This is a genomic window from Pseudomonas sp. DTU12.3, from assembly GCF_004124275.1.
GTDB classification, from domain to species: Bacteria; Pseudomonadota; Gammaproteobacteria; order Pseudomonadales; family Pseudomonadaceae; genus Aquipseudomonas; species Aquipseudomonas helmanticensis.
Window position 1 is genome coordinate 2,472,792 of the sequence record NZ_CP027218.1, and the last position, 14,186, is coordinate 2,486,977.

The window sequence follows — 14,186 nt, forward strand, 5'->3', positions numbered from 1 at the left end:
CAAAAGATCGCAGCCTGCGGCAGCTCCTACATTGGGCGTGCGGAGTGCTGAGCAATGATGGCAATTCAGTTTCAGTTAAGTTCAAATCGCTAAGGTGCCCGCCGTATGCAACACATAAAAATACGGAGACACCCATGAAAACCCTGACTGCCCTGTCCATTGCCTCGATCGTCGGCCTCACCGCCAGCCTCGCCCATGCGCGTGATCTGGGTCCCGATGAAGCCCTGCGTCTGCGTGACGCTGGTACTATCGTGTCCTTCGAGAAGCTCAACGCGACCGCGCTGGCCAGGCACCCGGGCGCGACCATCACCGACACCGAGCTGGAAGAGCAGTACGGCAAGTACATCTACCAGATCGAAGTGCGTGATCGGCAGGGGCTGGAATGGGATCTGGAGTTAGACGCGGTCAGCGGGCAAGTGCTCAAGAATCATCAGGATACGTAATGAAGGTTAATGTTCGCGCCACCAGCCGCACTGCGCTGGCGCTTGTGATTTTCTGCTCGGCGGCGCTGGCCCGCGACCTCGGTCCGGACGAAGCGCTCAATCTGCGCAAGCAGGGCGTGATCCTGCCGCTGGAGCAAGTGCTGCAACAAGCCATGGATCGCTACCCTGGCGCGAAACTGCTGGAGGTCGAGCTGGAAGAAAAGCACGACGTCTACATTTATGAAGTCGAGTTGCTGACGGTTGAAGGTGTGGCCCGCGAGCTGCACCTGAGGGCCGATACCGGCGAACTTGTGAAAGACAAGGAAGATTGACCGATGCGTTTGCTTCTGGTGGAAGACCATGTGCCGCTGGCCGACGAATTGCTCGCCGCCCTGCAACGCCAAGGCTACGCAGTCGATTGGCTGGCCGACGGCCGCGACGCGCTGTATCAGGGCAGCAGCGAGCCGTATGACCTGATCATTCTCGACCTTGGCCTGCCCGGCGTACCTGGGCTTGAGGTGCTGGCGCAATGGCGCGCCGGCGGTCTGGCGATCCCGGTGTTGATCCTCACCGCGCGCGATTCCTGGGCCGAGCGCATCGAAGGGCTGAAGGCCGGTGCCGACGATTACCTGACCAAACCGTTCCACCCTGAAGAGTTGCAGTTGCGCATTCAGTCGCTGTTACGCCGCTCCAAGGGCCAGGCCAATCAGCCGACGCTGAAGGCTGCCGGACTGCATCTGGATGAAGGTCGCCAGTGCGTCGTTCGCGATGGCGCCGACATCCAGCTGACTGCCGCCGAATTCCGCCTGCTGCGCTATTTCATGCTGCATCCGGAGCAGATCCTGTCGAAAAGCCACCTCGCCGAACACCTCTACGACGGTGAAACCGAGCGTGACTCCAACGTCCTCGAAGTCCACGTCAATCACCTGCGCCGCAAGCTCGGCAAAAGCGTGATCGAAACCCGTCGCGGCCAGGGTTACCTGTTCGGCGGGCAAGCTTCGTGAGGTCGATCCAGCGCCGCTTGAGCCTGGGGTTGATCAGCGTCATGGTGATCGTCGGCCTGGTGCTGGCGCAAACCAGTTTGTGGCTGTTTGAAATGGGGTTGCAGCGCTACCTCGAAGCCGGGTTGCGCAACGACAGCGAAAGCCTGCTGGTGGCGCTGGTTCGTGGCCCGCAAGGTTTGCAACTGGATGAGCGGCATTTGTCGCCAGCCTATCAGCGGCCGTTTTCCGGGCATTATTTCCGTATCGATTTTGCCGACAGCCATTGGCGTTCGCGCTCGATGTGGGATCAGGATCTGCCGTTGCTGGAACATCCCGGACTGCACAGCAACCTGCAGCTGGGGCCGGACGGCCAGCAGTTGCTGGTGCTGCGTTCGGACTATCGGCGCCTGGGCCAGTCGATCTCGATCAGCGTCGCGCAGGATTACACGCCGGTTAACGAGAGCTTCCAGCGCATGCGTCAGATCGGCCTCGGGCTGGGTCTGGCGGCTTTGTTGTTGATTCTGTTCTTGCAGCGCTTGACCGTGCGGCGCGCCTTGCGCCCACTGGAAAAGGCGCGCGAACAGATCGCGCAATTGCAGCAGGGCCAGCGTTCGCAACTGGACGATCAGGTGCCGGTGGAGCTGGAGCCGTTGGTGGCGCAGATCAACCATTTGCTCGCGCACACCGAGGACAGCCTCAAGCGTTCACGCAATGCCTTGGGCAATCTCGGCCATGCGCTGAAAACGCCGTTGGCGGTGTTGTTGAGTCTGGCCTCCAGCGAGAAACTCGATGCCCACCCCGAGCTACGCAAACTGCTCAAGGAACAACTGGAGCAGGTGCAGCAGCGGCTCAATCGCGAGCTTAATCGTGCACGCTTGTCCGGTGATGCGCTGCCTGGGGCGTTGTTCGATTGTGATGCCGAGTTGCCGGGGTTGCTGGCGACGCTGAACATGATTCATGGCGAGCATCTGGCGTTGAGTTATGTCGCGCCGGCCGGGCTGCAATTGCCGTGGGATCGCGAAGACTTGCTGGAACTGCTGGGCAACCTGCTCGACAACGCCTGCAAATGGGCGGATGCCGAGGTGCGTTTGAGTGTCGTCGAAAGCGCTGAGGGTTTTGCGTTGAGCGTCGAGGATGACGGCCCGGGAATTCCCGAAGAGCAGCGCACTCAGGTGTTCAGTCGCGGTACGCGGCTGGATGAGCAGACGCACGGACATGGCCTGGGGCTGGGGATTGTGCGCGACATCGTCGACACCTGGGGTGGCACATTGTCGTTGCAGGAAAGCGAGTGGGGCGGCCTGAAAGTGCTGATCAACCTGCCCAAACGCTAACCGCCAAATCACCCCTGTAGGAGCTGCCGCAGGCTGCGATCTTTTGATCTTTAAAGCGAGATCAAAAGATCGCAGCCTCGTTGCACTCGACAGTTCCTACATGTCCTACATGTCGTGTGGGTCAGACGCGAAACTGATCCATCAAACTCTGTTGCTGATTCGCCAGGCTGTTCAGCGACTGGCTGACCCGCGCCGATTCATTCGCCTGACCGGACAATGACTCCGTCACATCACGAATCGTCGCCACGTTGTTATTGATCTCCTCGGCCACCGCGCTCTGCTCTTCGGCGGCGCTGGCAATCTGCAGGTTCATGTCGCTTATCACCGTCACCGCATCGCCGATCTGGCGCAGTGCAGTCACCGCCTGACCTACCTGCTCGACACTGCCCTGGGCCTGACGATGGCTGTTGCCCATCGAGCCGACCACATCCTGCGTGCCGCTCTGCAATTGCTCGATCACCTGACGGGTTTCTTCTACCGACTCTTGCGTACGGCGGGCGAGGTTGCGCACTTCATCCGCGACCACGGCAAAACCACGTCCGGCTTCACCTGCACGCGCCGCTTCGATCGCGGCGTTGAGCGCCAGCAGGTTGGTCTGCTCGGCAATGGCGCGGATGGTTTCCAGCACCGCGCCGATTTTTTCGCTGTTGGCCGCCAGCCCTTCGACCTGCACCATGGCCGCGCTCATGTCGGCGGCGAGGGTGTCGATACTGGCGGTGGTGCGATCGATCACGGTCAGGCCCTGACGGGTGGCGCGATCGGCATCCTTGGCGGCTTCGGCTGCTTGCGCGGCACTGCGTGCAACGTCTTGCGCGGTCGCACTCATCTCGTGAGAAGCGGTGGCGACCTGATCGACCTGACGGTATTGCTGCTCCATACCGGCGCTGGTCTGCGCGGCGATGGCCGAGGACTGATCGGCGGTGTTGCGCGCATCCTGCACCGAGCGTTTCACCTCGGCGATGATCGGCTGCAACTTGTCGAGGAAACGGTTGAACCAGCCGGCCAACTGGCCGAGTTCGTCCTTTTTGTCATAGGCCAGACGGCGGGTCAGATCGCCTTCGCCACTGGCGATGTCTTCGAGCATGTGCGCCACGCCGAGGATCGGCTTGGTCACGCTGCGCGCCATCAGCCACACCAGCAACAGGCCGATCAATGCGGCCAGCACGCCGAGGCTCAGCTCGATCAACGTGCCGGAATTATTGCTCGCGTCCAGTTGTTGCTTGAGCGCTTCGGCACGGCTGACCAGGACTTTCTCCGGTACATCGAGCAACACGCCCCACGACGGGCCGCCCGGAATCGGCTGGAACGGCGACAGCACTTTCAACTCGCCGTTGCTGTGCAGACTGCTGACACTGCTGCTGGACGACAGCTTGCTCAGCAACTCGGCACCGCTGACCTTGTCGACGGCATCCAGACGCTGGCTCAATTTGCTCGCGTCCGGGCTGTACCCGGCGAGCAGGCCGGCAGGGCTGACGATGCTCACGGCGGTCTGGCCGTCATAGAGCTTTTTGCTTGCGCCCTGGCTGATCGCTTGCAGGCTGTTGAGGTTGATGTCGACCGACAGCGAGGCGATGACTTTGCCATTGACCATCAGCGGGAAGACGATGCTGGTCATCAGCACGTTCTGGCCGTCGATCACATAGAAGTACGGTTCGATCACGCACGGCTTGAGCGTCGTGCGCGGGCAGGTGAACCAAGCATTGGCGGCCTGACCGCTAGGGCCGGTGCTGGTGTCGGCCATGTCGCTTTCCGGCAGCGCCATCGAAGTGACTTTGCCCGGGGTCGGTTGCGACCAGTACAGGGCGAAACGGCCCTTGTCGTTGCTGCCCAGTTCGGCCTGGCCGGCAAACAATTCGTCCTTGCCGTCCAGCGCGTTGGCTTCGAACACCAGCGACAGGCCGAGCAAGTCCGGGTTGGCTTGCAGCGCGGACTTGACCTGACGGGTCATGTCTTCGCGCAGGTCGAAGGCATCGAGGAAGCGCTTCTCGGCCTGCTCGCGCAGGAACAGCACCTGCCGCGAGAAACCGTGACCGTATTGATAGGCGTCCATGAATTGCTGGCGGATGCCGGCGGCTTGCACTTCGCCTTGCGACTCGATGCGCGCCTGCGCCGACTCGGTGAGCATCTCCATGCTGGAGGCTTTCACCAGTGCGGAACTGTGCTCCATGCGGTACAGCGAAAGACCCACCAACAGGGTCACGATACCGGCCAGGCAGAGGCCGGCGAGCAGGGTGATTTTCCATTGGATGGAAAGTTGTCTGAGCGACATGGAGACGTCCTTATTCGATAAATATCTGAGACTTTGCACTGTAACGGCCGCGTTTCGGCTTTCTTTATCCCTGAAACACAATATGACCAATTGCCGCACTGCTCGATGCGAATACTCTGTTGCACTGCTATTCCTGTGGCGAGGGGGCTTGCCCCCGTTGGGTGACGAAGCCGCCCCCGCGTTCATTCAGCGAAACCTCGTTGTCTGGTTTTACGACTGCTTCGCAGCCGGACGGGGGCAAGCCCCCTCGCCACAGGGGGTGGGTACAGCTTTGGATGTTTTGACAGCGCCGCCACTCTGCGGCACAGTGCGCGCCCTTCTAATAAGACCCTCTTTGCAAATCCGCCGGTAATCCGTTGGCGGACTCATCCTGTCTGGCGGTCGGTTTTCCACCGCAGTGTTTTTTGAGGTAGTGAAATGAATGCAGTCATAGCGGCGGTCGGCGTCATGCTGGTGCTCAGCCTGTCCCGCGTGCACGTGGTGATCGCCCTGATCGTGGGCGCGCTGGTCGGTGGTTTGACCGGTGGCCTGGGCATCGACGCCACGCTCAAGGCGTTCAACAGCGGTCTGGGTGGCGGGGCGACCGTGGCGTTGTCCTACGCGTTGTTGGGCGCTTTCGCCGTGGCGATTGCCAAGTCCGGCCTGGCCCATGCGCTGGCGGACAAGGCCTTGGCGATGGTCGATCGCCAGCATTCGAGCGGCGGCGACAGCGTCAAATGGCTGCTGATCGGCCTGCTGTGGGTGGTGGCGATCGCTTCGCAGAATATTCTGCCGATCCACATCGCCTTCATTCCGCTGCTGGTGCCGCCGCTTTTATATGTACTGACCAAGCTGCAACTCGATCGCCGTTTGATCGCCTGTGTGATGACGTTCGGTCTGATCACTCCGTACATGTTCCTCCCGGTAGGCTTCGGTAACATCTTTCTCAATGAGATTTTGTTGGCCAATGTTGCGCGCAGCGGCGTCGACATCAGTGGCATCAATGTCACCCACGCCATGGGCATTCCGGCGTTGGGCATGGTCTTCGGGTTGGCGATGGCGTTCGTCAGCTATCGCAAACGGCGCGTCTACGACCTGGCGAAGATCGAGCAGGTCGAGCAAGTGGCGGTGCAGTACAACCCGATGAGCCTGATGATTGCCGGTGTGGCGATTGCCGCTGCGTTCATTGTGCAACTGTTGCTGGACTCGATGATTATCGGGGCGCTGGTCGGGTTCCTGATCTTCTCGGTGTCGGGCATTGTGAAGTGGCGCGAGACGGATGACCTGTTCACCGAAGGCATGAAGATGATGGCGATGATCGGCTTCATCATGATCGCCGCGTCCGGTTTTGCCGAAGTGATGAAGGCGACCGGAGAGGTGCAGACGCTGGTCGAGTCGTCGGCGTCGTGGATCAATCACAGCAAGGGCATCGGCGCGCTGTTGATGTTGCTGGTCGGGTTGCTGGTGACCATGGGCATCGGTTCGTCGTTTTCCACCGTGCCGATTCTGGCGGCGATTTTTGTACCGCTGTGCGTGCAGCTGGGCTTCAGCCCGATCGCTATCGTGTGCATCGTCGGTACCGCCGGTGCGTTGGGAGACGCCGGTTCACCGGCCTCGGATTCGACCCTCGGCCCGACCTCTGGCTTGAACATCGACGGTCAGCATCACCACATCTGGGACACCGTGGTGCCGACGTTCCTGCATTACAATCTGCCGCTGCTGGCGTTCGGCTGGGTGGCCGCGATGGTGTTGTGATTTAGCCTCTGAAGATCAAAAGATCGCAGCCTTCGGCAGCTCCTACATTGATCTCTGTAGGAGCTGCCGAAGGCTGCGATCTTTTTTTGCGGGTTCAACTTTTGCTATTGCGTGCCGTTAAAGCCTTTAACCACGCCAATAAAACCAAAAGAGTGAGCCCCCACAATGCGCCTGAGCCTCAAGGCTAAAGTCCTCTCCCTCGCCGTTCTTCCGGTATTGCTCTTTGCGCTGGTCATCAGTCTGACCACGCTGTTCATCCTCCAGGAACAGGCGCACACAGAGGTCGAGCAGACCCGCGAACGCCTGCTCGGCGATGCCAAAGCGACCCTGCAAAGTTACGTCGCCGTCGCCATGACCACGATCAAACCGCTGTACGACGCTGCTGCTCCCGGTGATGCCGAGGCGCGCGCGCAGGCGATCAAATTGCTCTCGGGCATCCGTTACGGCAAGGACGGTTACTTCTTCGGCTACGACTCCGAGACCGTGCGCCTGTTCAAGGCCAACGACCCCGAAGGCGTGGGCAAAAGCTTCAAGGACAATCGCGACCCGAACGGCGTCTACGTCAACCGTGGTCTGGTGAGTGTGGCGAAGGACGGCACGCACTATCTGCAATACAGCTCGCCGCTGCCGGGCAATGCGCAGGTGTTGGTGCCGAAACTCGGCTACACCGAATACCTGGCCAAGTGGGACATGGCGGTCGGTACGTCGGTCAACCTCGATGGCATCGAAGCGCAAGTGGCGCTGGTTGAAGCGCAGGTGCAGGAACGCATGCAAGGCGTGGTGCTGAGCATCGTTGGCGTGGCGGTGGTGGTGCTGCTGGTGATTGCGGCGGCGGGGATGTTGCTGGCCAATACCATTTTACGTCCGCTGAATTTGATGAAGGCCAACCTCGACGACATCGCGGCGGGTGAGGGCGACCTCACGCGTCGGCTGAACATCACCAGCCAGGATGAACTCGGTGAGCTGGCCGGCTCGTTCAACCGTTTCGTCGACAAGATCCATGGCCTGGTGCGGCAGATCACCGAGATGACCACGCAACTGACTGGTCTGGTCACTCAGGTGTCCGATCAGGCCCAGCGTTCGGATCAGGCAATGGAACGTCAGCGTCACGAGACCGATCAGGTCGCCACGGCGATCAACGAAATGTCCGCGGCCGCGCAGGAAGTGGCGAAGAGCGCGCAGAACGCCGCCGTCGCCGCCCAGCAGACCGATGAAGAAGGCCAGAGCGCCAAGCGCGTGGTCGCCGGCAGCATCAAACAGATTCATGCGCTGGTCGATGATATTCGCAGCAGCGGCGTGTCGCTCGACAGTCTGCAGCAGGACGTGACCTCGATTGTCGGCGTGCTTGGGGTGATTCGCTCGATTGCCGAGCAGACCAACCTGCTGGCATTGAACGCGGCGATCGAGGCAGCGCGCGCCGGTGAGGCCGGTCGCGGGTTTGCCGTGGTCGCCGACGAGGTGCGCGCATTGGCCAGTCGCACTCAGATCAGCACCCAGGAAATTCAGGGGATGATCGATCGCTTGCAGGCGGGCACCCAGCAGGCAGTCGAGGCGATGCGTCGTTCCAGCGAGGCCGGTGACGGCACTTCGCAACAGGCCAATCAGGCCGGTGCTTCGCTGGATGCGATGGCCGAGCTGATTGCGACGATCAACTCGATGAACGCGCAGATCGCCAGTGCGGCCGAGGAACAAACGGCGGTGGCCGAAGAGATCAACCGCAGCGTGCATCAGATCGCGGTGGCGGTGGATAACGTTGCCGATGAAACCCAGTTGGGTGCACAGACATCGCGCAGCCTCGCAGACCTCGGCCAGCGCCTGGGCAAACTGGTCGGCCAGTTCCGGATCTGACCGCCTGAAAAGCCCCTCACCCTAGCCCTCTCCCAGAGGGAGAGGGGACTGATTGGGGGATGCTGTGGAACTCCGCCGACCTGAAGCAGCTTTACCGAATCCATAATCGACTCAATCTTTCAGGTCGATAAATGACGCAAGACACCTCGGTCAGTTCCCTCTCCCAGAGGGAGAGGGGACTGATTGGGGAATGCTGTGGAACTCCGCCGACCTGAAGCAGTTTTACCGAATCCATAATCGACTCAATCTTTCAGGTCGATAAATGACGCAAGACACCTCGGTCAGTTCCCTCTCCCTCCGGGAGAGGGCTAGGGTGAGGGGCTTTTGATCTTCAAATACTCAAGGCCTGTCCCAGTAGGGGATTTCGCCGAAGCATTCGATGAAGAAATCAATCACCGTGCGCACCTTCACCGACAACCTGCGACTCCCCGGCCACAACACCGCGATCTGCTGCGGTTCCAGGCTGTTCGACACCTGATACTCCCGCAGCACCGGCACCAGCGTGCCTTCGCGCACCGCTTCACCAATCAGCCATGACGGAAACATCACCAGCCCCAACCCTTGTTCGGCGGCTTGCGTCAGCGTGTCAGCATGGTTGCCGGTGATCGGGCCTTTGACCGAGTAGGGCGTCCAGTCCTCCCCGTCACGACGGAAAAACCAGCGTTGCTGCCCCGTCGCACCCTTGTAGGCCAGGCATTGATGCTGCGCGAGATCCTCGGGATGTTGCGGTGTGCCGTGGCGCTTGAGATACGCCGGGCTGGCCGCGACCTGAAAGCGATGCGGCGCCAGAATCCGCGCCTGCATGCTCGAATCGTGCAGCGGGCCGATGCGAAACAGCAGATCTGCACCTTCCTGCAAGGGATCGACGTAATGGTCGGTTTGCTGGATATCCAGTTGCAGCTTCGGATAGCGCGCGCACAACTGGCCCAGCCACGGCGTCAAATGACGCTGGCCGAACACCACCGGGGCGTTGATTCGCACCAGGCCGGTGGGTTCGCTTTGCTGTTCCTGCAAGGCTTGCCCGGCTTCCTCCAGTTGCACCAGCAGCAGTCGCGCGTGATGACCGAGCAGGCGTCCGGCTTCGGTCGGGCTCACGGCGCGGGTGTGGCGGTAGAGCAATTGCTGGTTCAGCGCTTGCTCCATCAATTGAATCTGCCGGGAAATCGAAGAGGGCGCCACGCCCTCGCGGCGAGCGACTTCGGAAAAACTGCCATGGTCGAGCACCGCCACAAACAGCCTTAGCGCTTTGAATCCGAGTTCGTTGAGCCCGTGCATGATCTGTCCTGCTGTGCGTATTGCGCAAAAGTGTTGTCCGGATGCTCCCATTTATCGCACAGCGACGCCAGCCGATAATCCGCGCCATCGATTACTTGCGTGGAAGTTGAGTTATGCAGACGTTGGATGAAGGCGCTGTCGCGGCGCCGGTGGCGCGGTCGTGGTTGCGCTTGTTGCTCCTGCCGCTGGTGATCCTGGCGGGCATGGGCTTGTCGGTGGAGGCGGGGTTGCTCGGGCCGTTGGGTGTGCAGGTCGGGCATCTATGGGCGACGTTGAGCATCTTTGGCGTGGGCTCGGCGATCCTGTTTTTGCTGCTGCTGTTCGCCGGTCCGCAAAAAGGCCCGGCGTTGACCGAGTTGCCGCGCTGGCAGTTGATCGGTGGGTTTCTCGGGCCGATGTATGTCGTGGTGTTGACGTTGGCGACGCCGCATATCGGCATTGCGATGACGATGATTGCGATTTTGTCCGGACAGGTCGGCAAGAGTGTATTGATCGACCATTTCGGCTGGTTCGGAGCAGCGCGCAAGAAGGTCAATGCTGAGCGTTGGCTGGCGTTGGGGTTGATTGTGGTGGCGTTGGTTCTGATTGCGCGGGGGTGAGTGATGGGTCTGGTTATTTTGTTGGCGGTGGTGGTGTTGGCCGGTGCGGTGTTGAGTGTGCAGGCGGCGATCAATGGGCGTCTGGGCGAGACCGTCGGGGTGTTGCGCAGTAGTTTGCTGACGTTTGCGGTGGGTGCAGTGGTGACCGGGTTGTTGATTTTGTTTTTTGAACCGGCGCAGGCGGTGAGTCTGTTGGATGTGCCGAAGTGGCAGCTGACGGGGGCGTTGTTCGGGGTGGTTTACATGATGGTGATGGTGGGGGCGGTGCCAGTGGTGGGGACGGCGGTCGCTACTGTGGCGGTGATTGTCGGGCAGTTGGGGATGGGCATGTTGATTGATAACTTTGGCTGGTTGGGGAATCCGGCGATTGACCTGTCTTCGAGTCGGGTTTTGGCGATGGGGTGTCTGGGGTTGGCTTTGGTGTTTATGTATCGGAGTTCGCGTTCGGCTGGGTGATTTTATTTTCGGGGGGCATCGCCTACGGTTTGCTGCGCTGCACCTCCTCTCGATGTGTTTGGCTGCGCCGCGGGTTTCATGTAGGAGCTGCCGGAGGCTGCGATCTTTTGATCTTTGTTTTCAAGATCAAAAGATCGCAGCCTGCGGCAGCTCCTACACTGGTTATCACGGCTTGCCCTTCAAGCCCCAGACAACCACCACGCAAGGAGTCTGTCCCATGCCTGATAGAAAATGCGATTGCCCCGGATGCAAATGCACCATCAAAGAGGGCGAACATGCCTACGCCGTGCACGGTAAACACTATTGTTGCGAAGCCTGCGCGCACCACCACAAGAGTGGCGAAGAGTGCTCAAGCAAGGGCTGCCATTGCGCGCATCCCAAATAACCGCGGCCACAAAAAAAGTGGAGCCTAATCAGGCTCCACTTCCAGTTTCAAACTCGCATCATCCATGCGCTCGGTATGCCGCACCGTGCCTTGCAGCCGTCGGCCTTCAACCCTGACCACCACGGTTTGCGCCTGATCGAGATCCTCGGGTAACGGCGCGGGGACTCTCAGCGCGAAACGAAACGGATCATCTTCGACCGCTTCCAGACCCACGCGACAATCCACGCTTTTGGTAATCCGCCCAAAGAGCGTGTCGAGGCCGTAGTCCAGATGCGCCGCGCTGCAGATGTTGCTCATTGTGCATTCCCCCGAATGTTACCGATCGCTGCGCAAAGCTTAGCTGGTCGGTCGCCACACGACATTTTCGACGCCGAATTTTTCCGCCATCGGTTTGCTGGTTTTCTGCACCTTTTCCCGGCCAAATCGCGGGATTCGCCCGACGCCGGCGTCGCAGCTCGCCCAGTGCCAAGCCTCGGCGTTGTCCATTTTGTCCGAGCGGATAATGAACGACTTGGCGGCGCCGTGAAGGGTGTATTCGATGACGTAGAGTTTTGCGTTGTTCATAAAGCCCGTATTCCTCCCTGTGGTAATAGAAGGATCGCGGCGCCACGGGAAAATTCATTCGGATTGTCCGACGGTATCTATCATTGGCGACGCATCGATGCACTGGTTACCATGCTGTCTCCGCCAACCCCAATGAATGCTCGCCATGGCCCTCGCCGCGCCCCCCGATCTGAGTGACACCGATGTGCCCGTGCAACGTGTGGCGCGGACCTATCCGCGTGGCTTGTTCATCGAACCGCATGAGCATGTCTGGGGGCAGTTGCTGTATGCGATGAGCGGGGTGATGTGGGTCGAGACGCCGCATGAAGCGCTGGTGGTGCCGCCGCAGCGTGCGGTGTGGTTGCCGCCCGGTGTGCCACACGGGATTCGTGTGGTCTCGGATCTGCAGATGCGCAATATCTACTTGCGCCCGGCGCTGGCGGCGACGCTGGATCAAACCGTGCAGGTGATTGAAGTCGGTGGTTTGCTGCGTGAGTTGATCGTCGGGCTGGTGGAGCAGGGCGACAGTGGCGAGCCGGCCTATTACGAGGCGTTGGTCGGCCTCGCGTTGCTGGAGCTGAAACGCGCACGGCGTTCGCAGTTGAAGATCCCGCTGCCGGATGACTCCGATCGGCGTCTGATGAATCTGTGTCAGGCGGTGATGGCGGCGCCGTCGCTGGAGATTCCATTTGAGCAGCACGCGGAAAATGCCGGGGCCAGCGTGCGCACGTTGGCGCGGTTGTTCAAGGATGGCCTCGGCATGGGCTTTGCCGAATGGCGGCGGCAGGTGCAACTGGCGACGGCGGTGGCGGAATTGATTCAGGGCGTGGCGGTCAGTGTCATCGCCCGCGAACTCGGCTACTCCCCCAGCAGCTTCAGCGACATGTTCCGCCGCGAACTGGGCGTCGCCCCCTCACAATTCAACACCACCCAAACCGTAAGCCTGTAGGAGCTGCCGCAGGCTGCGATCTGTTTAACATCAACATCAAAAGATCGCAGCCTGCGGCAGCTCCTACAGGTGAGAATTTGGCCGAAATTCAGAAGTCGTTGGCCGATGCCTTCGCGCCCGATTCCCTAGACTCTGCTCATTCCTTCAAGCGGCGGAGTTGCTCCCCATGAACTATCTGATTTCGCTGGCCATCGGTCTGGGCGTCGGCCTGTTGTATGGCGCGCTCGACTTCCGTTCGCCCGCGCCGCCGGCCATCGCGCTGGTCGGTTTGCTCGGCATGCTCGCCGGTGAGCAGTTGTGGCCGATGGGCCGGCAACTGGTGTCGGGTTGGTTGTCCTGAATTTTCTTTTCTCCTTTGGTGGATGTCCCCATGAAAGCACTGCAATTCGATAAAACCGGCGACCTGTCTTCCCTGCGCTACGTCGAGGTGCCGACGCCGGTGGCCGGCCCTGACGAAATTCTGGTGCAGATCAAGGCTGCCGGCCTCAACCCCAGCGACGTGAAGAATGTCCTCGGCCGTTTTCCTTACACCACGTTGCCACGCATCCCCGGTCGGGATTTCGCCGGGGTGGTGGTCGAAGGCCCGCAGGCGCTGATCGGTCAGGAAGTCTGGGGCACCGGTCGTGAGCTGGGTTTCTTTGCCGACGGTTCCCACGCGCAATTCGTCAAACTGCCGGCCAATGGCGTGGCGCACAAACCCTCGCACTTGAGTTTCAGCCAGGCCGCCAGCCTCGGCGTGCCGTACACCACCGCATGGGATGCACTGGAACGCAGTCTGGTCAGCGCCGAAACCCGTTTGCTGGTGATCGGCGGCGGCGCGGTGGCGACGGCAGCATTGGCCTTGGCCAAAGTGCGCGGTGCGCAATTGCTGGCAGCAGCGCGCCGCCCCGAGCAGGTCAAGGATTTGCAGGCGCAGGGTTATCAGACGATTCAACTGGATAATCCCGAAGACCTCGGTGCGCAGGTCCACGCGGTGTATCGCGACGGTGCCGATGTGATCTTCGACACCACCGGTTTCTGGCTGCCAGCGTCGGTGGCGGCGTTGGCCACGTTCGGACGCATTGCAATCATCGCCGCACCGGTCGACGGTCACGTACAACTGCCGGCACTGGCGCTGTACCGCAAGGGTGGTTCGGTGGTCGGGATCAATTCGCTGTTGTACGGCGTTGCCGCCTGCGCGGCGATGCTGGAGCAATTCGGGCGGTTCTTCGATGAAGGCTTGCTGCCGCTGCCGCAAGGGTTGGTCGAGTCGCCTTTGGCCGACGGCCTGGCACGTTACGCCGAGGTGAATCAGGGTAGCGGTGACAAAGTCATCCTGATTCCCTGATTACAAGCCGCTAAAAGATCGCAGCCTTCGGCAGCTCCTACAGGGGAACACAATTGCAAGTAGGA

At 60.7% G+C, this 14,186-nt stretch carries 15 protein-coding genes and 3 pseudogenes; 13 read left to right on the plus strand and 5 right to left on the minus strand.

What is annotated here, in order from left to right; genetic code table 11:
- Positions 1 to 134 precede the first annotated feature (134 nt).
- Genes C2E19_RS11250 through C2E19_RS11265 form a run of 4 tightly spaced genes read left to right on the plus strand, consistent with a single transcriptional unit; the run spans position 135 to position 2,736 of the window.
- Entirely contained in the window at positions 135 to 443 is a 309-nt protein-coding gene (locus tag C2E19_RS11250) for a PepSY domain-containing protein (protein ID WP_129391765.1), read from the plus strand.
- Positions 443 to 754, plus strand: a complete 312-nt coding sequence (locus C2E19_RS11255; RefSeq protein WP_129391768.1) for a PepSY domain-containing protein — start codon at positions 443 to 445, stop codon at positions 752 to 754. The genes C2E19_RS11250 and C2E19_RS11255 overlap by 1 nt, the downstream gene beginning before the upstream one ends.
- Positions 755 to 757: 3 nt before the next feature.
- Complete coding sequence (locus C2E19_RS11260) at positions 758 to 1,426, plus strand: response regulator transcription factor (RefSeq protein WP_129391771.1); 669 nt, start codon at positions 758 to 760, stop codon at positions 1,424 to 1,426.
- On the plus strand, positions 1,423 to 2,736 hold the full coding sequence (locus C2E19_RS11265) for a sensor histidine kinase (protein WP_129391774.1): 1,314 nt from the start codon (positions 1,423 to 1,425) through the stop codon (positions 2,734 to 2,736). Before C2E19_RS11260 ends, C2E19_RS11265 begins: the two co-directional genes overlap by 4 nt.
- 121 nt (positions 2,737 to 2,857) lie before the next feature.
- On the opposite strand, the gene C2E19_RS29380 is transcribed toward C2E19_RS11265, so the two are convergent.
- Positions 2,858 to 3,613 carry a methyl-accepting chemotaxis protein gene (locus tag C2E19_RS29380; protein ID WP_371044236.1) on the minus strand — a complete coding sequence of 252 codons (756 nt, stop codon included), beginning with the start codon at positions 3,611 to 3,613 and terminating at the stop codon, positions 2,858 to 2,860.
- Positions 3,614 to 3,715: 102 nt separating this feature from the next.
- Positions 3,716 to 5,191 (minus strand): annotated as a pseudogene (locus C2E19_RS29385) (HAMP domain-containing protein); the annotation flags it as partial.
- Between the two features lie 231 nt (positions 5,192 to 5,422).
- Here C2E19_RS29385 and C2E19_RS11275 point away from each other — a divergent pair.
- From C2E19_RS11275 to C2E19_RS29395, 3 genes and pseudogenes are all read left to right on the plus strand, one after another.
- Entirely contained in the window at positions 5,423 to 6,739 is a 1,317-nt protein-coding gene (locus C2E19_RS11275) for a Na+/H+ antiporter family protein (protein WP_129391781.1), read from the plus strand.
- Positions 6,740 to 6,904: 165 nt separating this feature from the next.
- Positions 6,905 to 7,681: pseudogene (locus C2E19_RS29390) on the plus strand (cache domain-containing protein); the annotation flags it as partial.
- A gap of 312 nt (positions 7,682 to 7,993) precedes the next feature.
- Positions 7,994 to 8,587, plus strand: a pseudogene (locus C2E19_RS29395) (methyl-accepting chemotaxis protein); the annotation flags it as partial.
- A 339-nt stretch (positions 8,588 to 8,926) separates the two neighbouring features.
- Here C2E19_RS29395 and C2E19_RS11285 read toward each other — a convergent pair.
- Entirely contained in the window at positions 8,927 to 9,862 is a 936-nt protein-coding gene (locus C2E19_RS11285) for a LysR family transcriptional regulator (RefSeq protein ID WP_129391787.1), read from the minus strand.
- Between the two features lie 113 nt (positions 9,863 to 9,975).
- On the opposite strand from C2E19_RS11285, the gene C2E19_RS11290 reads away from it, so the two are divergent.
- The 3 genes from C2E19_RS11290 (at position 9,976) to C2E19_RS11300 (ending at position 11,302) form a co-directional block, all read left to right on the plus strand.
- On the plus strand, positions 9,976 to 10,461 hold the full coding sequence (locus C2E19_RS11290; RefSeq protein WP_129391790.1) for a DMT family transporter: 486 nt from the start codon (positions 9,976 to 9,978) through the stop codon (positions 10,459 to 10,461).
- 3 nt (positions 10,462 to 10,464) lie between these two features.
- Positions 10,465 to 10,917 (plus strand): DMT family transporter, encoded by a 453-nt coding sequence (locus C2E19_RS11295; protein WP_129391793.1) that lies wholly within the window; start codon positions 10,465 to 10,467, stop codon positions 10,915 to 10,917.
- 217 nt (positions 10,918 to 11,134) lie between these two features.
- On the plus strand, positions 11,135 to 11,302 hold the full coding sequence (locus C2E19_RS11300) for a metallothionein (RefSeq protein ID WP_129391796.1): 168 nt from the start codon (positions 11,135 to 11,137) through the stop codon (positions 11,300 to 11,302).
- 24 nt (positions 11,303 to 11,326) lie between these two features.
- On the opposite strand, the gene C2E19_RS11305 is transcribed toward C2E19_RS11300, so the two are convergent.
- Together C2E19_RS11305 and C2E19_RS11310 are read right to left on the minus strand one after the other, a co-directional pair.
- Entirely contained in the window at positions 11,327 to 11,599 is a 273-nt protein-coding gene (locus tag C2E19_RS11305; protein ID WP_129391798.1) for a hypothetical protein, read from the minus strand.
- A 39-nt stretch (positions 11,600 to 11,638) separates the two neighbouring features.
- A complete protein-coding gene (locus C2E19_RS11310) occupies positions 11,639 to 11,866 on the minus strand; it encodes a DUF6555 family protein (protein WP_122590498.1) in 228 nt (75 codons plus the stop codon).
- Positions 11,867 to 12,002: 136 nt separating this feature from the next.
- Here C2E19_RS11310 and C2E19_RS11315 point away from each other — a divergent pair, with 136 nt between their 5' ends.
- From C2E19_RS11315 to C2E19_RS11325, 3 genes are all read left to right on the plus strand, one after another.
- Entirely contained in the window at positions 12,003 to 12,794 is a 792-nt protein-coding gene (locus C2E19_RS11315; protein WP_129391801.1) for a helix-turn-helix domain-containing protein, read from the plus strand.
- 166 nt (positions 12,795 to 12,960) lie between these two features.
- Complete coding sequence (locus C2E19_RS11320) at positions 12,961 to 13,134, plus strand: DUF1427 family protein (RefSeq protein WP_080750762.1); 174 nt, start codon at positions 12,961 to 12,963, stop codon at positions 13,132 to 13,134.
- Between the two features lie 30 nt (positions 13,135 to 13,164).
- Positions 13,165 to 14,121, plus strand: a complete 957-nt coding sequence (locus C2E19_RS11325) for a zinc-binding alcohol dehydrogenase family protein (protein WP_129391804.1) — start codon at positions 13,165 to 13,167, stop codon at positions 14,119 to 14,121.
- Positions 14,122 to 14,186 lie beyond the last annotated feature (65 nt).